The organism is Cupriavidus sp. 09_S30, assembly GCF_056930435.1.
Genome location: NZ_JBXOWI010000002.1, coordinates 981,849 through 1,007,451, shown reverse-complemented (window position 1 = coordinate 1,007,451; position 25,603 = coordinate 981,849). Strand labels below are relative to the sequence as shown.

General features: G+C 57.4%; 25 protein-coding genes. 11 read left to right on the top strand and 14 right to left on the bottom strand.

What is annotated here, in order from left to right:
* Positions 1-128 precede the first annotated feature (128 nt).
* Together AC1Z3O_RS24655 and AC1Z3O_RS24650 are read left to right on the top strand one after the other, a co-directional pair.
* Positions 129-1,088 (top strand): GlxA family transcriptional regulator, encoded by a 960-nt coding sequence (locus tag AC1Z3O_RS24655; protein WP_483518485.1) that lies wholly within the window; start codon positions 129-131, stop codon positions 1,086-1,088.
* Positions 1,089-1,121: 33 nt separating this feature from the next.
* Complete coding sequence (locus AC1Z3O_RS24650) at positions 1,122-2,090, top strand: hypothetical protein (protein WP_483518484.1); 969 nt, start codon at positions 1,122-1,124, stop codon at positions 2,088-2,090.
* 671 nt (positions 2,091-2,761) lie between these two features.
* Here the strand turns inward: AC1Z3O_RS24650 and AC1Z3O_RS24645 are convergent.
* The 4 genes from AC1Z3O_RS24645 to AC1Z3O_RS24630 all read right to left on the bottom strand — a co-directional run bounded on the left by AC1Z3O_RS24645 (position 2,762) and on the right by AC1Z3O_RS24630 (position 6,895).
* On the bottom strand, positions 2,762-3,004 hold the full coding sequence (locus AC1Z3O_RS24645; protein ID WP_483518483.1) for a hypothetical protein: 243 nt from the start codon (positions 3,002-3,004) through the stop codon (positions 2,762-2,764).
* A gap of 604 nt (positions 3,005-3,608) precedes the next feature.
* The gene (locus tag AC1Z3O_RS24640) at positions 3,609-4,364 is read right to left on the bottom strand and encodes a DsbC family protein (protein ID WP_483518482.1); all 756 of its coding nucleotides are present in this window, start codon (positions 4,362-4,364) and stop codon (positions 3,609-3,611) included.
* 60 nt (positions 4,365-4,424) lie between these two features.
* Positions 4,425-5,675 carry a dicarboxylate/amino acid:cation symporter gene (locus AC1Z3O_RS24635; RefSeq protein ID WP_483518481.1) on the bottom strand — a complete coding sequence of 417 codons (1,251 nt, stop codon included), beginning with the start codon at positions 5,673-5,675 and terminating at the stop codon, positions 4,425-4,427.
* Positions 5,676-5,935: 260 nt separating this feature from the next.
* Positions 5,936-6,895 carry a GlxA family transcriptional regulator gene (locus tag AC1Z3O_RS24630; protein ID WP_483518480.1) on the bottom strand — a complete coding sequence of 320 codons (960 nt, stop codon included), beginning with the start codon at positions 6,893-6,895 and terminating at the stop codon, positions 5,936-5,938.
* Between the two features lie 1,506 nt (positions 6,896-8,401).
* Between AC1Z3O_RS24630 and AC1Z3O_RS24625 the strand changes: the two genes are divergently transcribed.
* Positions 8,402-8,848 (top strand): CBS domain-containing protein, encoded by a 447-nt coding sequence (locus tag AC1Z3O_RS24625; RefSeq protein ID WP_483518479.1) that lies wholly within the window; start codon positions 8,402-8,404, stop codon positions 8,846-8,848.
* Between the two features lie 95 nt (positions 8,849-8,943).
* Here the strand turns inward: AC1Z3O_RS24625 and AC1Z3O_RS24620 are convergent, their stop codons facing one another.
* A complete protein-coding gene (locus AC1Z3O_RS24620) occupies positions 8,944-9,330 on the bottom strand; it encodes a hypothetical protein (RefSeq protein ID WP_483518478.1) in 387 nt (128 codons plus the stop codon).
* Positions 9,331-9,346: 16 nt separating this feature from the next.
* The gene (locus tag AC1Z3O_RS24615; protein WP_483518477.1) at positions 9,347-9,712 is read right to left on the bottom strand and encodes a hypothetical protein; all 366 of its coding nucleotides are present in this window, start codon (positions 9,710-9,712) and stop codon (positions 9,347-9,349) included.
* Between the two features lie 369 nt (positions 9,713-10,081).
* Here AC1Z3O_RS24615 and AC1Z3O_RS24610 point away from each other — a divergent pair, with 369 nt between their 5' ends.
* Positions 10,082-10,885: a TSUP family transporter gene (locus AC1Z3O_RS24610; RefSeq protein ID WP_483518476.1), complete on the top strand. Its 804-nt coding sequence runs from the start codon at positions 10,082-10,084 to the stop codon at positions 10,883-10,885.
* A 130-nt stretch (positions 10,886-11,015) separates the two neighbouring features.
* Here AC1Z3O_RS24610 and AC1Z3O_RS24605 read toward each other — a convergent pair whose 3' ends face one another.
* Together AC1Z3O_RS24605 and AC1Z3O_RS24600 are read right to left on the bottom strand one after the other, a co-directional pair.
* The gene (locus AC1Z3O_RS24605; RefSeq protein ID WP_483518475.1) at positions 11,016-11,912 is read right to left on the bottom strand and encodes an alpha/beta hydrolase; all 897 of its coding nucleotides are present in this window, start codon (positions 11,910-11,912) and stop codon (positions 11,016-11,018) included.
* Positions 11,913-12,347: 435 nt separating this feature from the next.
* Positions 12,348-13,091, bottom strand: a complete 744-nt coding sequence (locus tag AC1Z3O_RS24600; RefSeq protein ID WP_483518474.1) for an MOSC domain-containing protein — start codon at positions 13,089-13,091, stop codon at positions 12,348-12,350.
* 407 nt (positions 13,092-13,498) lie between these two features.
* Here AC1Z3O_RS24600 and AC1Z3O_RS24595 point away from each other — a divergent pair, with 407 nt between their 5' ends.
* Entirely contained in the window at positions 13,499-13,825 is a 327-nt protein-coding gene (locus AC1Z3O_RS24595; RefSeq protein WP_483518473.1) for a DMT family transporter, read from the top strand.
* 407 nt (positions 13,826-14,232) lie between these two features.
* Here the strand turns inward: AC1Z3O_RS24595 and AC1Z3O_RS24590 are convergent, their stop codons facing one another.
* The 3 genes from AC1Z3O_RS24590 to AC1Z3O_RS24580 form a co-directional block, all read right to left on the bottom strand.
* Positions 14,233-14,835: a hypothetical protein gene (locus AC1Z3O_RS24590; protein WP_483518472.1), complete on the bottom strand. Its 603-nt coding sequence runs from the start codon at positions 14,833-14,835 to the stop codon at positions 14,233-14,235.
* A 110-nt stretch (positions 14,836-14,945) separates the two neighbouring features.
* Entirely contained in the window at positions 14,946-15,866 is a 921-nt protein-coding gene (locus tag AC1Z3O_RS24585) for a tripartite tricarboxylate transporter substrate-binding protein (RefSeq protein ID WP_483521965.1), read from the bottom strand.
* Between the two features lie 59 nt (positions 15,867-15,925).
* Entirely contained in the window at positions 15,926-16,555 is a 630-nt protein-coding gene (locus AC1Z3O_RS24580; RefSeq protein ID WP_483518471.1) for a DJ-1/PfpI family protein, read from the bottom strand.
* 165 nt (positions 16,556-16,720) lie between these two features.
* Between AC1Z3O_RS24580 and AC1Z3O_RS24575 the strand changes: the two genes are divergently transcribed.
* Positions 16,721-17,758, top strand: coding sequence for a GlxA family transcriptional regulator (locus AC1Z3O_RS24575; protein WP_483518470.1), 1,038 nt, complete (start codon positions 16,721-16,723; stop codon positions 17,756-17,758).
* A gap of 150 nt (positions 17,759-17,908) precedes the next feature.
* On the opposite strand, the gene AC1Z3O_RS24570 is transcribed toward AC1Z3O_RS24575, so the two are convergent.
* Entirely contained in the window at positions 17,909-18,364 is a 456-nt protein-coding gene (locus AC1Z3O_RS24570) for a carboxymuconolactone decarboxylase family protein (protein ID WP_483518469.1), read from the bottom strand.
* 10 nt (positions 18,365-18,374) lie between these two features.
* Complete coding sequence (locus AC1Z3O_RS24565; RefSeq protein ID WP_483518468.1) at positions 18,375-18,815, bottom strand: cupin domain-containing protein; 441 nt, start codon at positions 18,813-18,815, stop codon at positions 18,375-18,377.
* 411 nt (positions 18,816-19,226) lie between these two features.
* Between AC1Z3O_RS24565 and AC1Z3O_RS24560 the strand changes: the two genes are divergently transcribed.
* From AC1Z3O_RS24560 to AC1Z3O_RS24550, 3 genes are all read left to right on the top strand, one after another.
* On the top strand, positions 19,227-19,928 hold the full coding sequence (locus AC1Z3O_RS24560) for a response regulator (RefSeq protein WP_483518467.1): 702 nt from the start codon (positions 19,227-19,229) through the stop codon (positions 19,926-19,928).
* A 6-nt stretch (positions 19,929-19,934) separates the two neighbouring features.
* Complete coding sequence (locus AC1Z3O_RS24555; protein ID WP_483518466.1) at positions 19,935-21,230, top strand: ATP-binding protein; 1,296 nt, start codon at positions 19,935-19,937, stop codon at positions 21,228-21,230.
* Positions 21,231-21,336: 106 nt separating this feature from the next.
* A complete protein-coding gene (locus AC1Z3O_RS24550) occupies positions 21,337-22,137 on the top strand; it encodes a MipA/OmpV family protein (protein WP_483518465.1) in 801 nt (266 codons plus the stop codon).
* Positions 22,138-22,561: 424 nt separating this feature from the next.
* Here the strand turns inward: AC1Z3O_RS24550 and AC1Z3O_RS24545 are convergent, their stop codons facing one another.
* Entirely contained in the window at positions 22,562-23,452 is an 891-nt protein-coding gene (locus AC1Z3O_RS24545) for a LysR family transcriptional regulator (protein WP_483518464.1), read from the bottom strand.
* A 238-nt stretch (positions 23,453-23,690) separates the two neighbouring features.
* Here AC1Z3O_RS24545 and AC1Z3O_RS24540 point away from each other — a divergent pair, with 238 nt between their 5' ends.
* Both AC1Z3O_RS24540 and AC1Z3O_RS24535 read left to right on the top strand, forming a co-directional pair.
* Positions 23,691-24,692: an ornithine cyclodeaminase family protein gene (locus tag AC1Z3O_RS24540; RefSeq protein WP_483518463.1), complete on the top strand. Its 1,002-nt coding sequence runs from the start codon at positions 23,691-23,693 to the stop codon at positions 24,690-24,692.
* Positions 24,689-25,507, top strand: coding sequence for a phosphate/phosphite/phosphonate ABC transporter substrate-binding protein (locus AC1Z3O_RS24535; RefSeq protein ID WP_483518462.1), 819 nt, complete (start codon positions 24,689-24,691; stop codon positions 25,505-25,507). Before AC1Z3O_RS24540 ends, AC1Z3O_RS24535 begins: the two co-directional genes overlap by 4 nt.
* Positions 25,508-25,603: the final 96 nt, after the last annotated feature.

The following is a 25,603-nucleotide window of genomic DNA, read 5'->3' as shown; positions in this document are numbered from 1 at the left end:
ATGGCACCCCAATCTTCATCCAAGAGACTCTTCTCGTCGCCGACCAGAGGTTCTTGAGCTGACACCGCGACCTTCGGCTGACGTGTTCATGACTAGACCGAAGCATTAGCCGTTACCCAAAGAAGACTATGAAAGTAGCTGTTCTTGCGTTTCCGGGGGTACAGATGCTTGATGTAGTGGGCCCGATTGACGTCTTCAATGAAGCGGCCAAGCAAGCAGGAAATCCCTGTGCGTACAACTTCGAAATCATCGCCCCAGAGAAAGGAGAGGTACGAGCTTCCAATGGAATGGTGTTCGTCGCCGACTCCAGCATCGCTTCAGCCAGCCAAGATATCGACACGCTTCTTGTCGCCGGCAGTCCAAAGATGAGAGCAATCGAGGAGCAAACTGACCTCCTCAATTGGCTCATTCACCAAGGCAAATGCGTCCGTAGGCTCGGTTCCGTCTGTTCTGGCGCATTTCTCCTTGCGCGGGCGGGTCTGCTGGATGGCAAGCGAGCGACCACCCACTGGAACGCCTCCGCGCGATTGGCCACAACCTTCCCTGCCGTGTCTGTTGAACCCGACCGCATATACATCAAGGACGGCTCCATCTATACGTCTGCTGGTGTTACTGCAGGCATGGACCTGGCATTGGCATTGGTGGAGGAGGACTTCGGGCGGGGCGTCGCATTGAAAGTCGCCCGTGAGTTCGTCATGTTTCTCAAGCGTCCTGGCGGACAATCACAGTTTAGCGCCCACCTTGCTGCTCAAACCGCAGAGAAGAGCGTAATCCGGGATGTACAGAACTGGATACTTGAGAACATCAGTAGACCTCTTTCCGTGGACCACCTTGCACAGCACGCAGGGATGAGCACTCGGAACTTCGCGCGAATGTTCAAGCGCGAGACAGACACGACCCCGGCCGATTTCGTCGAAGGCGCTCGATTAGACGCTGCGAGACGCATGCTCGAGGAAACGTCAAATCCACTAAAGAGAGTCGCCGCGCTCTGCGGCTTCGGTGACCCTAACAGCCTGCGACGTGCGTTCACTCGGAGATTAGGTGTAACGCCCGCGGACTACAGACGCCGCTTTCGCGCTCTTCCTTAAGAAGAGCCTTCAAGGCTGACGCGAGAATTGTATATGGTCAAGCATAAGGTGTTCATAGACGGAGTTGACACTCCGATTGGTCTTACGGTGTGGGAGCTTTTGTGGAATCGACCGGATGTTGAGCTGTCGTGCTACGAGCCCCTCGTCCACGACGGAAGCGTATCTCGCATCGACTTAGCCCGGGACGCCGACTTCGTTTTCCTCTGCGCGGATGTCGGCACCTCTATCGAACTGATAAGAAATCTCCACGTTTCGACCAGGGTCATCGACACCAGCGGCGCCTATATGAGCGGAGCCGATGTCGCGTGCGGACTTCCGGAGCTCTTCAGAGAGAACACCGCGCTTATATATAACGCACGGGTGGTAGGGATACCGAACGCCGTTGCGACGGCATCCATCGCGCTCCTACACCCTTTGGTTGAATCGGGGTATCTGGACCCAAGCGCACCTATCAGCATCCATGCGGTTCAGGGATTCAGCGCCATGGGTGCAAGTGGGAACCAGATTGGTTCTGAGTCTTTGTCCGCACGCGAACAAGCCGTACTGAGAACACTCCAAACGACCTCGTTCGACCGTGTCCTAAGGGAGCTTGACAGGTGGACCCGCCCACCTCGCGCCATACAGCTTGTCGCCAGCATCGGCAACTTCGCGCGTGGCACAGCTGTTCACATTCCCCTCTTCCAGGCCAACCTGGCCGCGGGCAATACGCTGGAGAACGCCTACTTGCTGCTGGAGCGCTGGTACGTGGATTCGTGTCACGTCAAGGTGAAGCGGGGCAACGCCTCTGCGGAGGGCATCACTGTCGGGGACACGAATCACACAAACCTTCTTGAACTGTTCTGCATGCCAGGCAGCTCAATTGAAAGCGGGCTGCTTGCAGCGCGTCTCGACAATCTTGGCCGTGGGTCGGCCAGAGCGGCGGTTCAAGCCTTGAACATCATGCTTGACAAGAGAGCAGACTTCTCCCTGGACGGCTGCTTGCCGGCGGAATGCAAGCGATGAACCATCCAAGTCCGTACCCAAAGGGTTGCGACTGCCGTGGTAGTGGTCTTGCTGTAGCAAACGGAAGCGGGCTAGCACCCCGGATAGCCCAGTGGTTGAGCGTGGATTTCTAAGTATGGGTCTACAACTACATTTAACGGAGAACGAATCAGACTCGCCCGGCTACAACCGTCTTAGCATCTGTGCTACGAGAATCGTTACCGAGAAAGAGTATCGACTGATTACGCAGGGGGTCAGAACGGCAACGGAGGTCATGCATCTCGAGGCGTTGCCTCTGTCCTCAGATGGCTGCCTGTTCCGTTGGCGTATTTCATCAGACTACCGGCTCGCCTACGCACACGCCTTCCAATCCGTGTTCGAGTTCTTGGGCATTGCCTTAGTTATTCGTTCAGCCCCGTTGTGAGATTCCCAAAGAATGGCCTATTGGCAATCCGAATGACGCCGAGCGTGCAATACTAGTGTTGCCGACAGAGCCTACCGTGGACGGCCAGGTATTCAACGAAAGACGCAGAACTTTGAGGAAGTGAGTACCCGCCGAGCTTAGGTGTCTCGGACGAGAGATGCAGGTGGCAAAGCCCGCCTGCGAAGCCGCCTCACTGGGACATGGTGTGCCCATGTGAAGCGGCTCTGGCTAGCCAATGCCTACTGCGACGTCGCCGCAAGAAGTACTTCTAAGCCTGCCGGAACTCAGCGATTGGGGCATGCGGCTGAATTTCTAGCACTTTGCCATCGATGACGAGGCTCGGCAGTCGCTTCACACCCATATCCTCTACTGTGGCAACCAGCTCGCGTTGTTCTTCAAGGTTGATTACCGTCAGCGAGTACCTATCGTTGTCAAACAGCCCTAACATGGTGTCCACCACCGAGAGGCAGACCTTGCAGCCGTCGTGGTAAAGCGTCGCTTCGCGTTTCATTATGTTCTCCAGATTTCGTACCTGCCAGGCGTCCACACCGCCAATGAAGTGCGAGCCCGCCGACCACTCCATTATGGGTGCCCCAGACCATGGCGCGAGACGCCATGCTGATACCTTTCACGCCAAATCTGCAGCAGATTCCGCCTCCTGTAGGTGTCGCGACTCCGCCGCGCCCCACGGTTGGGGAAATGCAGTCGATATTCGGAGTAGAAGGAAGGTTCCCAGTTCTTTGGGAAGGAACGGCCGCGCGAGTGAAGCGTAGTGTGGTCCCAAACGGCACAGGAGCCATCTTCGGCAATCGATGGCCCCTGTTCGATAGAGACTGCTCGACGCGGACTCGCGAGTATCCAGTTAAGTTGGACTGCAAGGTACCCACGAGCGCGATGCTGCAATGAGTGCGCCCCGTCTACGTCGGTAGACAACACACTGCCACAAGAGATTAAGACAACGAATAAGCCCTACTACGACTAAGAACTACAGATTGTTGCAGCACTCTTCTCTTGGACCAGGAGTTTTTTCCAATGTAGCAAGACGAGTTTATGCCTTCGGGTACGAGCACGCGCAACCAGGCTTTGGAGGCGCCCACTCCTCTACACCCCACAGCTCACTTCTTGGCCACCTCGGCCAGCTTCTGCTCAATCGCCCCCGAGTCCGCGGCACCAGACAGCCTACTCCCGTCAGCAAAGAACACTCCCGGAGTACCTGTCACATTCAGCTTTACCCCCAATGCGAGGTTCTCCTCCACCGGAGTCTTGCACGTCGTCTTCCCCTTTGGGGGCGTCTTCGAGAGCATCCAGTCCTGCCACGCCTGAACTCTATCCGCCGAGCACCAAATCTGCTTCGCCTTAGTCTCAGAATCTGCAGACAGCACCGGGAAGAGGAATGTGTAGACCGTTATATTGTCCAACTGCTGAAGCGTTTTCTCCAGCTTCCTGCAGTATGGGCAGTTTGGGTCGGAGAAGACTGCAATCTGCCGGCTGCCGTTCCCTTTCGTCCATCTTATGGCGTTTGTCAGCGGCAAGGATGACCAATTGATGCGGTTGAGCTCATTCACCCTGGCGTCCGTCAAGTTCACGCCCGTCTTTGTATCAATCATGGCGCCATTGATGACGTATCGAGCCGATGCGTCCGTGTAGACAACTCCGCTACCGATGCTGACCTCATAAAGACCTTGAATAGGCGTAGTTCGAACACTATGCAGTTCCGCACGGTCGCCCAGCATCTTCTTCATGGCCTCCGCAATACGGTCCTGGTCCCGTTCCGGACCCGCTGACGCATTTTTGGTGAGCAGCGTGCTGGCCACGGCCAGACCCAACGCCAACAGCCAAACCATCTTATATCGTGAAGTAGATGACACCATTCTCGTAGACCTTTATTGACTGATATCTAGGCAGCTTCTCGGGATTGGAACAGTTGCGGTTCACCTGGACGCTGGAGGCCATCCGCGCTTGAGGTCACCCTCGCTCTTGGCGACCACCGCAGTCGCAAGCGTATTCCCCAAGACGTTCGTTGCCGTGCGCGCCATATCGAGAACCTGGTCGACGCCAAGCACCAAGAGAATCCCAGCCTCTGGCAGCTTGAACATTGGAAGAACCGCCGCGACCACGACCAGCGATGCACGGGGAACCCCCGCCATCCCCTTGCTAGTCACAAGGAGAACGAGAAGCATCGTGATTTGCTGCGTGAGCGAAAGTTGAACACCGTACACCTGGGCTACGAATAGCGCAGCGAACGACGTGTACATGATGGAACCATCGAGGTTGAACGAATATCCGAGCGGCAAAACGAAACTCGTGATTCGCTCCCCCACTCCAAAGTTGCCAAGCCCCTTTACCAGATTCGGATAGGCAGATTCGCTGCTCGCGGTAGCAAATCCAAGCAGCAAGGGGCCACGGATTTCCCCCAGAAGCCGAAAGACACCGCGCCCGAGAAACAGGTATCCCGCCCCAATCAGCAGTACCCACAACAGAACCAGGGACAAGTACACACTGCCCAGCAGCTTGGCATAGACGACCAGCACCCCAAGACCCTGAGTCGCAACGACAGCCGATATCGCACCAAACACACCGACCGGCGCAAACTTCATGACATAGTTCGTGACCTTCAGCATCACCCAGCCAAGGCCTTCAATAGCGTCAAGAACTGGTTTTCCAACTCCATGCTTCAGCGCCCCCACGCCCACTCCGAAGAAGACAGAGAAGATGACAATCTGAAGAATCTCGTTCGCCGCCATAGACTCTACGACGCTCTTCGGGAACATGTGGCTGATGAAGTCGCGCAGGTTCAACGAACCGGTCTTCAGACTCGTTGCGGCAGTAGCCTCAGGCAGGGGTAGGTTCATCCCATGACCCGGTTCCAAGAGGTTTGCCATGACCAAGCCTAGGAATAGCGAGACGATGGAAGCCACGAAGAACCAGACCATCGCTTTGACTCCTATGCGTCCGACTGTTTTCCCATCGCCCATGCCCGCGATGCCCGCCACCAGCGTAGCAAACACTAGAGGCGCAATAATCATCTTGATAAGCCGCAGAAAGACATCGCTAAGGATGGAGAGGTAGCCTCCAATCGCTTTAGCTACTTCGCCATCGTAGCAATAGTGAATCAACGCTCCGACAAGAACACCCAGCACCATCGACGCGAAAATATACAAAGCCAGCCTGTTAGATTTCATAATGGCACGACACGAAAACGCTTGACACACGCAGTCAGCACGCGTCAACGTCTCAGATAGACGAGAAGATTCTGAATTGGACCGTTGGAAGGACTTGATTGGCTTGCCCGTGACCGGAGCACGAGGCGCCTCATTGCTCGAGCTTCGATACTCAGAGCATGTGGTGCATTATTAGGCCTCTACCACCAATCCGAAACCCCGTTAGCCACACACTCTCTGCCAAACGAGACGCAGCTTCCGCCAAGCCGTCATGGAGGGCATCAGGCCGCGGTGCGGAATCGACTGCGATAGTCGGTAGGCGACACGCCAAGTCGGCGCATGAATGCGCGCCTGAGGCTATTGGGGTCTCCAAAACCTGAAATGGCGGCAACTCGCTTTAGCGGATTCCGGGTCTCCTCGAGGAGGCGCCGTGCAGCATCGAGACGCGCCCCCTCGACAAAGTCGGCCGGCGTCATGCTGCATTCCTGCTTGAAGAGCCTGGCAAAGTTGCGAGTGCTCATGCCGGCGTGAGCCGCTAAAGCATCTACTGAGAGCCGCTTGTTCAGATTCTCGAGTACCCAGTTCTGGACGTCCCGAATCGCGCTCTTCTCCGCGGTCTGGGCAGCGAGATGGGCGCTGAACTGGGATTGTCCTCCCGGGCGCTTCAGGAACATGACGAACTCCCGAGCTACCTTCAGAGCCGTTGCACGCCCGAAATCCTCTTCGACCATTGCCAGGGCCAGGTCCAGCCCCGCCGTGACGCCGGCAGATGTATAGATGTTTCCATCCTTCACGTAAATCATGTCGGGCTCGACTTTGACGTTTGGGAACATCCTGGAAAGCCGCGCCGTCGAGTTCCAGTGCGTCGTCACTCTTCTGCCATCCAACAGACCGGTATGAGCGAGAAGCAGCGCACCTGAGCAAACCGAACCCATTCGGCGTACCCTCTTCGCGTACTTGAGAATCCAATCCTTGATGGCCACGTCATTCTCGACGAGGTTGACCATCGGGCTTCCCGCAATCAGCAGGGTGTCGATATCGGGGCTACTTGTTTCGAGCGTCGCATCGGGTGTGATTTTCATCCCGTTAGATGCTGTAAGCGGCCCCCTGGTCGCCGACACAATCTCGAACTCGTATGCTTCCGGACTGCCGGCTTGCCTGGCGGCTTCGTGAAACACGTCGATAGGTCCCGCAAGGTCGAGCATCTGGACGTTGGGGAACACGAGCACGGCGATTTTCATGGCACATCACGTCTGGGGGGAACCTGGCCGAAGTTTAGGCAATCCGCGAATCAGTGCCATCGTCTTGGCTCAGGATGCAGCCAAAATGGCCGATTCTGCCGCCCAGCGACGCCGACAGCCAACACCCCAGATTCTGCTCTCCGCACATCTTGAGCCGACGCAGGGATAGGGAACCACCTCACACCCGGCTTTTGGACGCTCCCCCGATACGAAGCGTCACAAATATGCCTTACGCCACACAATCCTGTGTTCGAACGAGTGGCAGAATTTGCGTAACGACGCAGAAGGCGACGTGAACCGTACAACAGCCCATCGCCCGCGGCGCAGTTGCATACGAGGCGACGTTCGCAAACTCATCGTCACGCGCTGAGTCACAAAATGATGTCGCAGATGCCCTGGCGTCAAAGCAGACAAGTAACGTAGATGCGACACGCCGCGAAGAAGGAGCCGCACCAGCATACGCCGGCGCCAACCGAAAGTAGGCACCAGTTGTACGAGCGGGATAGTAAATCAGAGAACACGAGAACCGGCGCGCACTACAGCGGAGGAGCTGCAAAAGCTATATGCGTTCTTCGGCATCACTTGAGGTACCACACCGCGGGACGGCCTACTAACGATACCGGACGACCGCAATCTGGACCACTCGGCGACTCTCTGAAATCGTGCGGTCACGGTACCCTTGAACCGAGCCAAACGTGGAGCGCTCACTTAGGAACACCGCTGCATCACCTCCGGCCTCTCGGACACGCGACGCCACTCTAGATAGCAGTATCCGTTTACCTAGCCAGTCATCATCTGGGCTCACGACTGTCGTGTAGGCAATGATTTCATACGGGCCAGGCGGTTCACCTTGGGTCCATACATCAACCCCGTCCACGGACTCACGAGCACCACCTGCTCCATACCGTACCGCCGAGGCTCCTTCGTACGGAGTTAGCGGCGCCTGAATGCAGGCAGAAAGAACCAGCGATGCCATACCCAGCAAGAGCGCCAGCGTCATACCAGGACTTTTGAAACTCAACATATCTTCTCGTTGGATAACCACCGGATGCACAGCGACCACGTAGCTTTCGCCGTCGCACCATTCGCTCGCGGGGTGCCATCAGGCGCCGTCGCCGGAGAGACGAGTCTGCCTGGCAGCCACGTCGCCATGCCATAACGAAGGTCGCCTTCTGTCCGACTTTCCCAGGGTCCCTCTATCGGAACTCTCCGGCTGCACCACGCTAAACAGAGCGTCTTCATTCTTGCATTCCAGGCCTGGCACGTAAACGACGGCAGCGTGACGCAACCTGCCAACCATGACACTTATGCGGACAGACGGAGCGACCGCCCTGGCCTGCAATCTGAGAGCGACGCATATGCGAGTTTGCGAGCCAATTCACATCAACTTTCGGACGTGTGAACTCCAGGCGTGACGTTCATTTCTATACTGAAGGCCCTTCTGCGCTAAGCCAAACCTTAGTGGAATGAGCGCGCGCAGCTTATAACGTTTCAAAGGCAAGTAAGATGAAGGTAAGAGACCTACTGAATGGAAAGCCGGATGTCGTGACAATCGATTCCAGTGCTTCGCTTTCCACGGCTCTGTCACTGATGTCTTTTCATAAGATTGGAGCACTGGTTCTACGCAGCGAACACGGCTGCCCGGCCCGACTCATTTCCGAGCGGGATATCATCACCGCAATCTCCACTCAGGGCCGGGTCGTACTGGAAGAGTCTGTCCAACGAGTCGCCCCGGAGAATTGCATCCGATGCGAGCCCGAAGAGCGCCTACAGGATGTCATGCACACAATGAATCGTCTCCGCGCACGGCACATGCCTGTGGTCGAGAAGACCGGAGAGTTGATTGGAATCGTTAGCGTGGGAGACTTACTGAAAGCCCAGCTGGAAGAGATGACTTTGGAGAACAGAGTTCTGCACGACAGGGCTCTGATTTCTGCTCTCGTGAACTCGTAATCACCGTGCGCACTCCTGACCGTCGCCGACGGAAGGGGGTGCGCAATTCCTCGCATCGGTATCGCAATGGCGCCCACCTATGGTGGTCGCCCCTTCTAGCGGTACTTTATGATGAGAATGTCGACCACCAGGCTAGTCGCGGGATAGGTGATGCCGTCGACAACCTCCGTGTAGGACTCTTCTTCCTTCTCTGAAATCTTGATATAGCCATCGCCGCCACCGTCACGCACGGCACGGTCAATCATCCATTGCGCAAGCCGGCTCGACAGAGGGCCGTTCGGCAGAACGATTGAACGGCGCTCTAGCACGTCATATTGCACCCCGGGCCGTCCAACTGTCGCCCCCTCGCTCGTTGCATCGGGACGCAATTGATGGACAACCTTCGCTCCGCTCTCTGAACTTGGCACGAGCGTTATCGCGCTCGCAACTGGGCTCAGCGAAAGAGAGACTGCGAAAAGAAGAGTCAAGATAGCGTTTCTCATGTTCCTCATGACCAACTTAGACAGAGTGCACGATGCCGGAGGCACCTTCCTGTGCTCGCGCGTAACGCCCGACCTGCTCACCTACCACTCTTCGGTCTGCCCCAGACTTGTACTCATAAGGTACGCCCATCATATCGAACGCTGCTCGGACAAAAGCCAAGTGAGCTTTGCCTGCAGATGCGTGGACCTTCCACGCCAATGACGCGTAGTCATCTCCAGTCTCCCTTGATGACCGGATGATGGAATTTGCAGGCAGCAGATTCTCTATGCTGACTTTGGCTCGCACAAATCGGATGAACAGGTTCTGCGAGATGTCAGCTGAGCAACTGACCTCCAGAATGGCAAAGTCATCTACGACTTGCGATGCTCGCAACTCAATCATGATATCGGCTCCCGCGCTCCCACACTTTCATCTGCGCTTCATAGGGCAGAACGCCCCTCTCTTCTGCTGCAATGACCACGACCTGACTGCGTGGGAGTCTAGATGGAAACTGCATCGCCAGAACCGTCGTGTCCGTACACACGACAAGAATGGCCGTTCATGCCACTCAATGCCTTTTTCCCTGGCATGCAAGGCCGACGACCGCAGTTTTCCCTGCCCTCAGTGAGGCTGACACTCTAATGACTACCCCAGGAGAAAATCGGACAGTTCAGGCCATTTTGACTTCCCAAAGAGTCAGGTGTGTAGCGGATTTCCCCACACGAGCATATTGTCAACGTACCGGTTCGGCACATACAGGTACAGAACAAGATGTCGGCACTCCATCTTTTTGCGCTCTTGTTTGCCGTGGCACTCGCGAGCTACGCACAGGCACTGACAGGCTTCGCTTTCGGTCTCATCCTGGTCGGGATTGTTTCCTCATTGCACTTGGTTCCACTGGAACTCATTGCCACGACCGTAAGTATCCTAAGCATCGTGAACGGTCTTCCGTCCCTACTAAGGGGCTTCCGCAAAATCCATCTCAGGCTTTTCCTCCCTAGCTCCATATCTGCGGCATTGATGGTCGTCGCTGGCTTCGGGCTTAGCCGCCAAATCTCCCCAGCTTCTCTGCCTATCCTCAAGGCCATGGTCGGTCTAGCCGTGCTAGTGGTCGGTTTGCTGATGGCGCTGCCTGTGCGCCCCAAGAGCGATGTCTCCGGCGTGTTGCACTCTGCTGCCTACGGCTGCGTCGCAGGTCTAATGGGGGGTATCTTCGCCACCTCGGGTCCGCCTCTTGTCTATCATTTCTATCGACAACCAATTGCGGCCGAGGCGGTCAAGGTTACCCTGGTCGGAGTTTCGGTCGTCGCAGGGCTCAGTCGCCTTGCCATGTCGGCAGTTCACGGAGAACTCGGCTGGGACGGAATCATACTCGCCGCGCAGGCCTTGCCAATCGTCATGGCGATGGGGTGGACAACATCACGCTTCGCACCCTGTCTTTCTCAAGTTCAGAGGCGGCGCATTGCGAGTGCACTCTTGGCAATGACCAGCTTTGCGCTGATATGGCCATCGCTCGGAAGCGCACAGACTTGCGTGACAAGAATGGTTCCAAACGTATTGCACCTCGGTAGCTGAACTATCAGCTTCTTGAGCTGACTGAGCGCAGGAAGCTGGGCGACAGCGACGGTGACCGGCCTAAAAGAACGCCCCACTCTCCTTTGAGCCTGAAACAAGCGAGACCGGTCCGCCGATGGTGTGCGACGACCTAGTGTTCGAAAGAGCGGCGGATAAACTCACCCGCCTCTTCAATAGCAGTCTTGCCCTCCGGCAGGCGCGTATGCCACATGTGCCACTCGTGGAAAAGCTCTGGCCAAATCTTGAGGGAAATCTCGACGCCAGCCGCGCCCGCGCTGCGCGCAAACCGCGCGGAATCATCCAGCAGCACTTCGGCGCTACCGACATGCACCAGCATGGGAGGAAGACCCGCCAGTTCACCAAAGAGCGGTGACACCATGGGGTCTGCCGCGCTCCCTTCGGAACCGAGATAGTGTCGCGCAAACTCCTCCAGCCCCTTCAGGGAGACGATTGGGTCCACGCCAGCTTTGCTGGCAATGGATTCACCGCTCATCGTCAGGTCCAACCAGGGTGAAATGAGGAAGGCGGCTTTCGGTAGTACAGCGCCGACCTCCTTGCACAACAGCATCAGTGCAACCGCCAATCCGCCACCAGCGGAATCCCCTGCAAGCACAATCTGCGCATCCTCGCCGAGAGTTTCCGCTAGCCACAGATAGGCATTCAAGGCATCCTCAATTGCCGCTGGAAACGGATGCTCTGGAGCCCGGCGATAGTCCACAGCGAAAACGTTGCGCCCCGCCTCCCGAGATAGAGCAGCGGTCAGCGTCCTATACTGCTTTGGCGTGTGCATGACATACCCGCCGCCGTGGAGATAGAGAATTGCCTCGTTACTGGCGCCAGCCGGGGCCACCGACCAGGTTCCTGCAACCTCCTCTTCATCTACCATCATTGCCCAATCAGGAACCTCAAGCCCATCGTAAATGCTATCGGCATGGGCACGAATCTGCGCCACCGTCGCGTCCGCAGACAGTTTCGTATTCTGTTCCCTAAGGAACCTCACAATTTCCTTCAGTTGCTTTGTTGCCATCAATGCTCCTATCTGCGCACGCTGCATACCACCCGCCAGGGCATGTGCCTCCCAACGGACTCGACCAAGCAAGTCACGCTCGACAGGTCGAACGGCGAGCATAGGATGTTCCTATTTGAACTATCTGCCATATCGGCGACGTTCACGGCCACCGACGCGCCTCTACTCGCGCAGGAAGTCAGTTTGTCCGCAACGTTCCTAAGAATGTCCGCCCCGTTTAGTTTCGAGTCGCTAGGCTCATTGTGAACGGTCGGTTCACCGAACTGGCGGAGACGATGAGGAACTGGCTTTGGCAAAGTTCCAGGGCAGCCACGTCGCTACACTCACCTCCAAACAGCAAGAGGACCTGGCGAGCCGCAAACCTCAAGAGAGCCAGGCATCGAAGTGTCAGCCTGACGCTTCATCCATCTAGCAAAGCCCCTCGCCGAGCAGCCCTCAGATGACGTAGACATCTTCTCCGCGTCTGACAGACCCAGGCCTTACAACATGAGCGTAGACACCAAAGTAGCCTTCATTCTGTTCGCAGATGGACTGTAGAACCACCGATTCTTGAGGTAGGTCTCCTTGGGCAAACGTCGTAAGGTTGCATCGCCTCGTACGCTCCGTGATTCGAAGTATCACGTCTCCAACAGCGACTTCCTGGCCGACCCAGCCGTTCTCCACATAACCGTCGCCGGCAGATTCGATAACCAGGTTTGGCCTGAATCTCCGTGACTCCAGTCGTGTTGCGGGAGCCGCCGCTTGCAGGGCACGAAGGGACGACGTCGTGACTATGTGTACATCGGGCGCTTGGCGGGCCTCTGTCGTCGTTTGGCCTTCAGATGCACCCTCCCTCAGACGTCTCAAAGCCACTGCCCGACCGAACACTTGCGATAGGCGCCGGGGCGCCTCAACTGAGTTGGAAAGTGCCACGTCTCCGCTAGGGAGCGTGATAGCAACAGGTGGGAGAGCGGCACGAAGACGTGGCTCTTCAATATAGCGTGAGCGATATGAGAGCATGTCAGGCCACCTCCCAACATTCTTCGCGTTGGCCAGGACTCCCGATTCCACGTCCCACAGACCGAACGCTCTGTCCCCAAGGACTCCTTTCTCAGTCATCTCCGTGGAGTTCAGTTCTTCTCCAATCATCGACTTTACGGGATACCTCCAAATTGCAACCAGCCTACCTACAGCCGACATCGAACTTCTCCACACTGACTAACACTCGGAATCCTCGAACTTACGAAGCGTGAGGAGAGTAACGCCACGACAGGGATTGGGTCGGACGCAATTCAAGCTATTTCCGTCAATCTTCCGTCTGCATGCGCCGAGCGGGGACAGAACGGAAGACAGAGACACGTAACAAACACCGCCGGATGCCGCCTATCGTTCTGCGATGGCAGAGAAGGGCTGGATGTTGGCGCGTTTTGCACGCGCACACACTTTGATGTCGAGTCACCAATGACCGACAATTTGGCAAGCGCGAGCGCCATCAAGGCTGCCTCTCACGTTCGCATACCTTACTTTGACCTTGGGCGCCTTACCGCTTCAAGCTACTCCGAAGGACGTGGCGGTCGTTAGGCGCCCATCCTTACTGGAGATAGATTTTGTCCTGGACCCTACTCGCAATCGCTGGCTTCCTGGAGATTGCTTTCGCATTCGGTATGAAATGGTCTGCCGGATTCAGCCGCCTCTGGCCAAGCGTCTATGCAGTTGCGACCGGCTTGTCCAGCATTGTGCTGCTGACCATTTCATTGCGAGCACTGCCGGTTGGTACCGCCTATGCAGTGTGGACAGGGATTGGAGCTGCAGGCACCGCAGTTGTGGGGATGCTGTTTCTCGGAGAGTCTTCGTCACCCGCCAGAATTGCCTGCATTGCCCTCATTCTGTGCGGTGTCATTGGCCTGAAGTTGGCTGCCGGCGAGAGCACCTAAACTAGTCTTGCGCTCGATGCCGGCGCACTACAGGCGCTGGCACTAAGACAGAAGTCCGCGGCGTACCGATAACGCTCACCGCTGCGGACTGCTCAGGACGCTCCAAGGCATGAAGACCGCCCGCGCGCCTGCATTCACCGAGACCCTGCACAACTTGCCCTGTTCCCTCTCGGCTTGCCCTATGTCGACAGGCTGATAGACAGCGCGGACTCTATTGCCTCTTTGCTAGTGTTCCCGGCCGCGACAACCTGCATCGGTCCGTCCATCATGACGCGAGACGTGTCCGAAACTTCACTCTTTATGGCCTGATTTGCAGCATAAAAACTGAGCGCACTCCGAAGCCAGCAGCTACTTTGATAACGTGGGAACGCCGGGGGACCGCTTCTCGCACAACGGGTAACATCTGCCTACGAGCGGACAGCATCGATGAGAGAAAGCACAGCTTCACCCGCTTTCGAAATTTCCCCGACTGCAGGCAAGGACTGCATCAATGCGCCAACAATGATACGAGAGGGGTTCGGGCTTTCGCATTGCTCCTTGACGGCGTCCACAAGTTCCAGCGCATCGCGTCGCCCCTCCCGAGTCAATCCTCCTCGGTCGATAGCTGCGGCCAGTTCCTGAAGCGCGGCCTGAAGAAACGAACCCGTGCCGGCGACAAAGGCCGCTCGGTCAAAAGAGTTCACGTTGATTCGTGAGTTCGCACCATTGAACCTGGAGGACGTACTTCCTAGCTTCCCAGGCCTGGACAGAATATCAAGCTTGTGGACGCTCATCTGGTAGCCAGCCGGAATGCCGGGGATTCCTTCGTGGAAGCCCGGGTCCAGAACGCGATACGAATCCTCTGCACCGTTTGACCTTGTGCAAACAGCCACGTCGCCCGCTTCAATCAGAGGCGACTTCCCGGCCATGTCTATTCGGCTCGTCTGAACACTAGCCTTCAGCCCATCAAAGCGCTGTCCGTCAAACTTTACGATTGAGATAGTGTCAGTTTCAAAGTCAGAGAATGGCATGGAAGTTCTCAAGGTTAGACCGCTCTGCTCAGACATACCGTCGAAAGTCAGGTGTGGTTCGGGTGACTCGGAGTGGGCTCCTATACGCTGGGCGGGCCCTGCTTCCGCGCTCACTGCACAACGTACGCACTTTGTTGCATAAGGCTCCTTATCGTCCGGGAAGCATCTGCAAGTCGTTGAGCATGTTCCGTTGGACTGCTCGGGGCCACCGTCATGGCATATGTACGCAGCTTTGCACCCACATCAGGCATTGAAAGCACCGTCTGAATCGCAGCGTTGTACTGTGCAACGAGGGAATCAGACATCCCAACCGGTGCATAGACACCGAGAACGTCCGTTGCTTCCAGGCCTGGAAGTCCGGCCTCGGCAAAGGACGGCACCCCTGGCAGCAAGGGAGTTCTTCGCGTGACCGCAAGAATGCGCAGGACTCCCTTGTCCAGATAGGGAAGAAAGTCCGAAACTCCCGAGACGGCCGCTACGACCTGACCACCGAGCAGGTCCTGAACCATCGGCGCGGCCCCTTTGTAGGACACCGGGACAGTGTCCACCCGAAAAGAACGGGCGATTGTCCCTGCTACGAACTCCGGCGCACTGGCGGGTGCCGGCACACCAATACTTGCCTCCTTTGGGTGGGAGCCTAACCACGCTTTGAGTTCGCTCAAAGTCTTCACTCCCGACTTCCCATGAACCGCCAGCGCAAGTTCAAAGCTAGCTACCGTACCTACCGTACGGAAATCTGTACTCGGCACGAAACCTGGCGATTTCACTGTTAGCGGCACGGTGACTACCGTGTGTGTGTTGCTCAGAAACAGGACGGAGCCATCTGCGGGTGCAACCTTTAGCGCCTGGGCAGCAATCTGCCCGCCTGCGCCGGGGCGATTGTCGACCATTACGGCCCTTTTCAGCACCGCAGCGAGTCGCTCTGCCATTATGCGAGCGACGACATCCGCAGGGCCGCCGGGAGGGTAGCCCACCAACAGCCTGATAGGCCTGCGAGCATCTTGGGCCACTGCTTGCAGCGCACCTGACATCGTCGTTACTGCGAGGGAGGTGTGCAGCAGGCGCGCCAAGCAGCGGCGACGGAATGGATTCATGATGCCCCCCGCTCAATCGATTCCCACAATGTCTGCCGCCCAGCCAGCACAGCCCGCCGGGCTTCGATGATTGGAGCTACCTTCTCCCGCATTGCCTGGACCAACTCTGCAGGAGCCTTGTGTGGAGTCCCCGTGTCGAACGGTGGTTGCGGGTCATACTCAGCAAACAACTGAACGCCTTTGGCAACATCGGCGCTGCTCGCAAGCTCAATAACCTTCAGCGCACAGTCAATCCCCGAGGTCATTCCAGCCCCGGTAATGCGATTGCGGTCCACAACGACGCGTTTGTCTACAGCGATAGCTCCGGTTGCAGGCAGTAGCTCATGTGAAGCCCAATGGCAGGTGGCTTCATAGCCCCGAAGCAAACCGGCCGCGCCCAGTACCAGAGGGCCAGTACAAATTCCTACAATCCACTGCGCGTGCTCAGCCTGCTCTGACAGGAAACGCAGGACTTCCTCGTCCTGCAGCAGTGGACCTATCCCTGGGCCACCTGGCACCACGAGCATGTCGAGTTGCCCGCACGAATCGAAGTCGTGAGTTGCGCGGAACTCCCATCCCAGCTCGGTACGAAGTGGCTGAGTGTGCTTCCAGACGAGCTTCAGACTGAGCGTCGGGAATACGCACAAGCAGGTCTGCCGGCGCCACATAGTCGATGGCGGTAATGTCCGGGAAAACAAGCATGCCAATGTTCACTGTCCCTCCAATTTTGATTTAGTCCTCTAGGTGGACCTAGTGTAGGATTCCTTCGCATGTCTTTCCGGACAACGACCCCACGATTTCCGCCAGATTCCATGCAGACCACCATCGACCGGGCGGCTCGCGCTCACCAAGTCTGGTTTCTTGTCTTTGACCGCTTTCAGCTCCTTGATGTCAGCGGACCGCTACAGGTCTTCGCGACAGCGAATGAGGAGATGCTGTTTGCGGGGCACCCCTGTCGCTATCAGACACAAATCTGTAGTCTCTGCGCCGGCTCGGTCAGCAGCTCCAGCGGAGTCGCAATGGCGACCAGACAGTTGCCTCGGCGCCTGGCACGTGATATCGACACAGTCATAGTTCCCGGTGGGCCCGGCGTATGGGAGCACGGCAGGAGCTGTGGCCAGGACGAACTGGTGGCCTGGACGCGGCGCGCGGCGCCGTACATTAGGCGATTGGCGTCTGTCTGCACGGGAGCGTTTGTACTAGCGCGGTCCGGCCTTCTTGACGGCCGGCGAGCGGTGACGCATTGGGCTGCCTGCGAGCAGTTGGCAAAGCTGTATCCCGCGATAGACGTTCAGCCAGACGCCATATACTCTCGCGAAGACCCCTACTGGACTTCCGCCGGAGTCACCGCTGGCATTGATATGGCTCTCGGCATGGTGGAAGCCGATATGGGGCGCGACATTGCAATGGCGGTCGCCAAGAAGCTGGTGGTTTGCTACAAGCGGCCCGGGGGCCAGTCTCAGTTCAGCAGCGCGCTATTGGAGCAAACAGCCGGCGACCCACGCATTGCAGAACTCAATAGCTGGATAAGAGGCCACTTGCGCCGCCCATTTACCGTGGAGCAAATGGCTGAACGGCTTGGCATGACCCCTCGCACATTCGCGCGATTCTTCCGGCGACAAACCGGAACCACTCCAGCGCATGCGTTGGAGCGGATTCGGCTTGAGCACGCGTGCCGGCTCGTTGAGGCCGGCCGCCTCTCGATTAAGGCTGTGTCAAAGGAATGCGGCTTTTCTTCCGAAGAGATTATGCGGCGTAGCTTTCTACGACACCTCCGCGTATCGCCCTCCGACTATCGCCAGCGCTTCTCGGGCACGGCACGCATCAGCAACCCACCCACGCCAGCCTAGTTTTCTGCGCTCGCTCCCAGCTTGGAGTGTCCCTACAGATGCCGCTTCGAGCTGCCCGAGTCATGGCAACTTGCCCAGCGGCAGGCACCGCTTCTGAACGCGCGGACGTCCGCGATGGCTTGGCAGTCATGAAATGCCAACCGCAAGGCTCTACCCCTCCAGTGCGGCTTGGGGCGTATTTCGGAAGCTAATCGCCATACGATTGTAGGCGTTCATCAATCCGATGGCGATAGTGAGGTCTACGAGTTCCTTCCCGTCAAACACCGCACGCGCGGCTTCATAAGCTTGGTCGGGCACACCAGTCTCTGCGACACGCGTCACCGATTCGGCCCATGCAAGGGCCGCACGCTCACGGACATCAAAGAGACTTCCACCCTCCGCCCATGCTTGTACCAGGGCGATTTTCTCGGTTCCCACCCCTTTCTTCAGCAGGCCACGTGTATGCATATCGAGACAGTACGCGCAGTTGTTTATCTGCGAGACCCGCAGATAAACCAACTCGAGCAGGACTGCGGGAAGGTTGCTCTGCATAACGTAGCCGTAAGCACCGGCAAGAGCTCTGACGCCTGCCGGCGCAACCTGCTTGTAGTCGAGACGCTTGCTCATGTAGTTCCCCTTATTTGACCGGGACGGTCAGCGCGTGGTCGTCTGAATCGACGACGAACACCGCCAGCACCTTTGCTGGCTCGGTGTCGCTGGCGTTGCGGCCGACACGATGGAGAGCACCGGGCGGTTCGTAGAAGCTCTCGCCAGCGCGATAGACCCGCCCATCATCTAGCTGGGACTCGATGGCGCCCGAGATGACATAGCCGTAGATGAAGGCCGACTTTGCATGCACGTGTGATGGCGAAGCGCCGCCCGGCGAGTACTCAACAAGCACCGCAATCAATGACTTGCCGGGAATGCTTGAAATCGCATGCTCGAACTTTGGCGAAACTGTTTCGCCGACGACATGCGCTACAGCAGGCATTGTGATGCCCAATGCGATGGCAGCACAGACTGCGCCGAAGGTGGCTCGGATGGTCATAACGCTGATTCTCTTCTGGAATTCCTGCATTCTGACGCCCTGTCGGGTCCGGAAGAAGAGCCAAGAACGAACAGTGTGCGCCAATCTCGATGCACAACACGCCACCACTTCGCTCAACGCAACGTACCTACTGACAGCCTTTCCTGGCCAGCCGACAACTGCTTGATTTGCCGTGCTCCGATGATTACCGGACGGCATATCGGAAGTGCCACCTAGCGCGCATCAGCCTGACGGCAGCTGCCACCTCGCGGTAGCCAAGTCCTGCCATAGTTGGCTCAATGTCAGCCACAGATGTGGGCGACGACACACGGCAGCTTTCCCCTATCCGATGGGACCTCTATGATGCTCAACTCCGCGACGTGGGGCTCTGTGAACCCCCGCTGGCCCCGCTCGCTTCTGAAGTTTGCAAACACGAGCACAACCTAGACGATGGATTGGGAGATGAACAGCCCGAAGCGCAAGCTTCTGCTCGTCGAGGACGACGATAGGCTCGCGAAGCTAATCTCTGAGTATCTGCGAGATTTTGACTTTGACACGACCACCTGTAGTCGTGGGGACGAAGCCGTAACAGCGTATCAGAAGTCAAAGCCAGAGTTGGTGATGCTTGACCTGATGCTCCCCGGCCTGGACGGAATGGAAATCTGCCTTCGCTTGAAGCAGATTTCCTCGGTTCCTATTCTCATGCTAACAGCGCGCAAGGACCCTTACGACCAGATTGTCGGTTTGGAGTTAGGCGCAGATGACTTCGTAGCCAAGCCAGTGGCTCCGCGCGTCCTACTGGCTCGGGTCCGAGCGCTACTCAGACGTAGCGAACAGAATCTTCTCATTGGCCAGGATAGCTTGAAGATTGGTGGTCTGGAGATTCATATTAATGACCGCCGTGTCACCTGGCGAGGGGAGACGGTCCCGCTTCGCACCAAGGAGTTCAACCTGCTTCTTGTGCTCGCGCGCCGAGCAGGAACCGTACTAAACCGAGACCTTATTCTCAAGGAACTACGCGGCTTTGGCTTTGACGGCTTTGACCGCTCCGTTGACAACTACGTCCATAGGCTCCGAAAACACTTCGAAGATTCATTAGATGAGCCGGAGCGCATCAAGACAATCTGGGGGCAAGGATATCTGCTGAGCCCTTCAGCCTGGTAGCAGGCCATGCGCCGATTCCTGGTCCGACTGTACATCTTCGTCCTGCTTGCAACCTATTCCGCCATCGCGTTGGTGGATTTCGGCCTCCCGCGGGTCTTCCATAGTCAGTACACCCAGATGCAGCGTGAAACCATCCAAGGGTACGCTGAACTACTCTCTCAACGCATACTTTCTCGTCCGTACGCTGAGTGGCCGCGTGTTGTTGAAAGCTTGAACCTGCGGAGTCGAAACAACATCCAGCTCGTATCGATTCCTCCTACGGGCGTCACAGACAGCCAGGACGTCGCAGATTTGCTCAATGGCCTACCAATCTTCGCGGCTGACGGCGACTCGTTCTACCTGCGTCTTGGTTCGACAAATCTTGCGGCTCACATTCATAGAACCAAGTTCAGTACGCAGGGGGTTTTCTACACTGCCTATGCCGCCCTGGCGGCGCTCGTTCTTGCCGCCAGCTTGCTATGGGTACGTCGCCATTGGGCGGAACTGGATTCGCTAAGTTCGGTTGCTGAGGAGTTCGGGAATGGTGACCTCTCCGCTCGCTCGCAGCTCCCTCGGACGTCGTACGTCTCAGGCCTTGCCCAGCGATTCAATCAGATGGCCGAGCGCATCCAACTGTACTTTGAAGAGCAGAAGCATCTTATGAACGCTGTGTCGCATGAGCTTCGCACTCCAATTTCTCGCGTGGCCTTCGAACTAGAGCTACTGAAATCATCCACTAACTCAAAGGAAGTCCGCGCGCGAGCGGACGCAATCGCTGACGACATCAAGGAACTGGAATCGCTCGTAGCCGAGATACTTGAACTTCGCCGCTTCGAGCACCTGTTGCCAGGCTCAACACGGTCGCCGTTTGATATGAAAGCCATCATCGCAACAGCGATTGAGCAAACGAGAGCTGCAGCCACTGGGGCCGTCATTGTGGTTACTGCAGAGTTCGATGGCGCTCTAGACCTGGACGGTGAACCGGCAGCCATTGGGCGCGCGCTTACAAATCTCCTACAGAATGCAATTCGCTACGCCAGCAGCAAGGTAACCATCTCCGCGCATGGAACGCACAGCCATGTCATCGTCTCCGTCGACGATGATGGCCCAGGAGTCCCCTCAAGTCAGCGGGAGCTTGTTTTCCAGCCCTTTCAGCGCCTTGACCGAAGTCGCGACAGGCGTACTGGCGGCCACGGACTCGGTCTCTCTATTGTCATGCAGGTCGCAAGAGCACACGATGGCTCAGCGCTATGCGAGCGGTCCTCTACATTGGGAGGAGCTCGCTTTGTAGTCTGCGTCCCAAAAGCGCGTGCGGACGGCTAGCGCGCCCAGGTTTGACAACTGGAGACAAATCTCCACAAATTCATGACCAACTTCGAGAGGCTTCATTCGTATAGTCGGCTGTCGTATCAATCCGCCTGTACATTAAATGCGCAAGCTTCTAGCACTCCTCGGCAGCTGCACCTTCGGCTTTGCTGCCGCATCCACCGTAGACAATCAGACTTGGAGACAACCCTCAGCTTCTGCCACGTCTTACAGCTTGGGCATCGCTGTTGGTGCCGGACCGCGATATCTGGGAAGCAAGGACTATCACGCTGTCGCGCTTCCGGTCTTCGGAGTGGCGTCGCCGAACGGGCTCTTTGCAACCGCAACTGAAGGTATCGGTGCCCGTTTCACTTCGTCCAGCGGCATCTTCGGCAGCGCTGCGCTGACATACGACCCGGGACGAACTGACGAGAACCGGACTGGTCTGCAGGGCTCGGACCATCTGCACGGGATGGGTGACGTCAAAGGCTCCGTTGTCAGTGTCTTCCGACTGGGCTATCTTCTAACGCCACAGCTTTCACTCACATCGACCTTGAGAGTGCCGCTCACGCACCGCGAACGAGGCATCACCACTCGCACAGCAATCGAGTACAGCTTTATCAGGACTAGCCAGGACGTTGTGTCATTGAACGTCGGTGTGCTTGCTGGAACCCACAAGTACAACCAGACATTCTTTGGGGTAACTGGCACTCAGGCGTTCGCCTCCGGCTTCCCTGAATACTCGAACGGCGCAGGCATATATGGTGCAGACTCGAATCTCCTTTGGACGCACAAGGTTTCGCCCAACTGGGCCGTTACCAGCGCCGTTTTTGTGACCAGCCTCGTTGGCGATGCTGCTAGAAGCCCAGTTGTTCAGAGGCGTCTGGGTCTCTCCGTGCTGTCAGCGGTTAACTACTCGTTCTAGACAGCTCCGGCCCACGCAGAGTTTGCTTGGATACGCTTGCCCGGCTTCATTCGTGCCCTGCGGGGGTGATGGGCAAAGCAACGCTCGCGGCGGTGGCGACTATATGAGTTTCCGTCTACTTCCGGCCGAAACTTGGCTATCCGCGGGGTCGGCATAGGTAACTAGTGTGATGCATCGACCCTCACCCACCCATACCATCTCGCACACAATGTGGCTCGTCACAAAAAAGCTCAGACCCGACGGCGTGTCTACGCGCCCTTTCCTGGCTCGCGCCCTCCGAACTCCTCCGGTCCCCAACACGTTGTAGGCCCTTTGTCGTGGTCGCTGGAAAATAAGCCATTGGAGTTCGTCATAGGCTCATGGCCTGCGTGGCCTGAGTCGGCTCCCTCGCCCCTGACTTACACAATTTGCGGCCATAAGCCCACTAACCAACCTCTGCGATTTCCCTCAGCGTGTCGATAAACGCGAGTGAAAGCCGAGATAGCGGCTCAGTCTGGAGATGAAAGATGTGCACCGAGGCATTTACCTTGGTGCGTACCGGCACCGCGACAATATCCGGCCACCTCTGCCCGAACACAGTCATGGCGTCGACCAACGCAATGCCTGCGCCAGCTTGCGCCAGTGCTCTAGCCACGTGCGCCTGCTCAACCTGTACCCGCATATCGGGCTGCGCCCCGTCCCTGCCGAATACCTCATGCACTAGCAGTCCGAACGGCACATCTTGTCCATAGCCAATCAGGTCCTCCCCGACCAAATCGGATGGGCGTACCCAGGCGCGAGTGCTGAGCCGATGCCCCGTCGGGATTAGCGCCACGATGGGGTTCTTCACCAACAGTCGGGACTCCAGATTCGGATGCACTAGCGGCATGTTCGACACGGCTGTATCAACCTGCCCGGAAAGCAGCGCACGCAGCATGTTGCTAGGAATCTGCGTGCGTACGACAACGCGCACTGCGGGATGCCCCTTGCGGAAGGCGGCGATGGCACGGGGCAGCACCGTCTGGCCCAGGTTCGGGCTGCACGAAATGCGGAGGGTTCCGGTCCTGTTGGAGGCCAAATCTTCAGCAATCTCGTTGACGCGCTCCACTCCCTCGTAGACAGCATTCACTTCGCTCAGCAGTCGGCGTGCCTCCGGCGTCGGATGCAGCCGACCCTTGCTTCGCAAGAACAGCATCAAGCCAAGTCTCTGCTCTGTGTGCGCCAGTAGCCGGCTGATGGCAGGTTGCGAAACGTAGAGCAACTTCGATGCACCACTAATCGACCCCGTCAGCATCACTGCACGGAACACCTCGATTTGGCGGAGGTTCATTTTCATAGCATTAACACAATGTTAATGGTTGCCAATATATAAGCATACGACAGTTAACTCCCCCGCACCTACACTGAGCGCTATCGGTACCCCTTCAAGGTGGCGTCGTTAAGCGAGGGAGTACTCGGTGCACCGGGGCGAAGCGCGTCAACACGCTGGGTGCCGCCATCGGATTCATAGCCCGCGAGGCCGTACGCATCGCGCCAGTAGCAAGCAGAAAATTTACGGACAAACAGGAGACCATATGAGCGACATCCATCTCACATACATCAACGGCAAAGACATCGCCCAGCTGGGAATGACTGACGAAGAAATCTTGGAGGCAGTCGAGCAGGCGTTGGTGGCACAAGGAAACGGCCAAACCGTAATCGAGCCGCGGGTGCACTTGATGCCTGACCCTGCATTCAATGGCCACTTCAACGTGCTGCGTGGATATGTCGCTCCGCTGGACCTAGCCGGTGTAAAAGTCGTGGGTGACTTCGTCGACAACTACAAACATGGCCTTCCGTCGGAGATGGCAATGTTGAATCTGTTTAATCCGCGCACCGGTGTGCCTGTGGCGATGATTGATGCCACCTTCATCACTGATGCACGGACTGGCGCGCTGACCGCCCTTGGTGCCAAACATCTGGCGCGACGTAACAGCAAGGTGCTTGCTCACATCGGCGCGCGCGGCACCTCGTACTGGAACATCAGGCTGCTGGATAGATTGTTCGACTTTGACGAAATCCGTGTGCATTCGCGGCGGCCGGAGAGCCGTAGTGCATTTGCAGCACGCCTTGAACGGGACCTGGGCAAGCGCATCGTAGTGACCGAGGACTGGGAGTCGTGCGTGCGCGATGCCGATATTGTGGTGGAAGCTTCGCGCCTGGAGAGTCCCACGCCATTGCTGAAAACGAAGTGGGTCAAGCCAGGCGCCTTCGTTGTGCCTTACGGCACCATGAGCGCGGTTGAACTGTCACTAACTGACATCATGACCAAAGTCGTCGTGGACGACTGGGGCCAGTGCAAGGAGGGCAAGTTCGGCTCGCTGCGCGCACACGTTGAAGCCGGCAAGCTTTCTGCGCAAACGCTCTATGCGGAACTCGGCGAAATCGTGGCTGGGCGCAAACCGGGCCGGCAGAGCGACGACGAGACTAACCTGTTCTGGCATCGGGGTCTGTCGCTCAGTGATATCGCACTGGGTCATGCCATCCTGAAGAAGGCCGAGCTGCGCGGACTGGGACAGAGGCTGGTCTACGCATGATATCCAGCGCACGCATGTACGCCGTCTCTGCGCCAGTGGCGCAGGCCTGGGAAGCACTGTTCAACCGTGTGGCGGAGCACGCCGGAGTTGAGTTGGAGTACGTCGAGCACGCCGCCCCCGCGCCAGTTAGCGTGCTATGGGCGCGGCCTGACTGCGGTTGCGTCTTCATGTGCGGCTACCCGTACGCCAGCGCAACAGCAGGGCGACAGTTGCTTGCAGCACCAGTACCTGCGGCGCAGCGGTACCAGAACCGTTCGGTCTACTTCACGGAATTCATTGTGCGCACGGACTCGCCCGCGCAATCGCTCGAGCAGACCTTTGGCAGCAGGCTCGCGTGCATGTTGCCCGAGTCAAACTCTGGCTACAACGCCCCAAGACATTTCCTGATGCAGCGGGCAGCGTCCGGCACGCCCACCCTCTATCGGCCGGCCGCCAGAATGACCCCAACGCCTCGGGAAACCATTGAGGCGGTGATAGGCGGTCAGGCCGACGTTGGCGTGGTCGATAGCTATGTATTGGACTTGCTGCGTCGCCACGCGCCCGAAGTGACCGCGCAAGTTAGAACGCTGGCACAAACCCAGGCCTTACCAATTCCGCCATTGATTGCGTCTGCACAGGTCGACGCAGATTTGTGCAACCGCATCCGAGATTCACTGCTGGAGATACATCATCACCGACATGCAGACTGCGCTAATGGAGTTCCTTGGCTTGTCGCACTTTGTGGCCGTGCAACCATCGGACTATGCATGCCTACCTGCACTCGCACAGGAAGCGGACCGAGCTCGCTTTTCCCTTACAGAGGCCGAGATTGCTAGCTAATCCGAAGAAACACGGCAGAAGCAAACCGCTACAACGTCGATAGCGTACCCCGGGTGTCGAGACTCATACCCACACCTTCGTACGCGACAAAC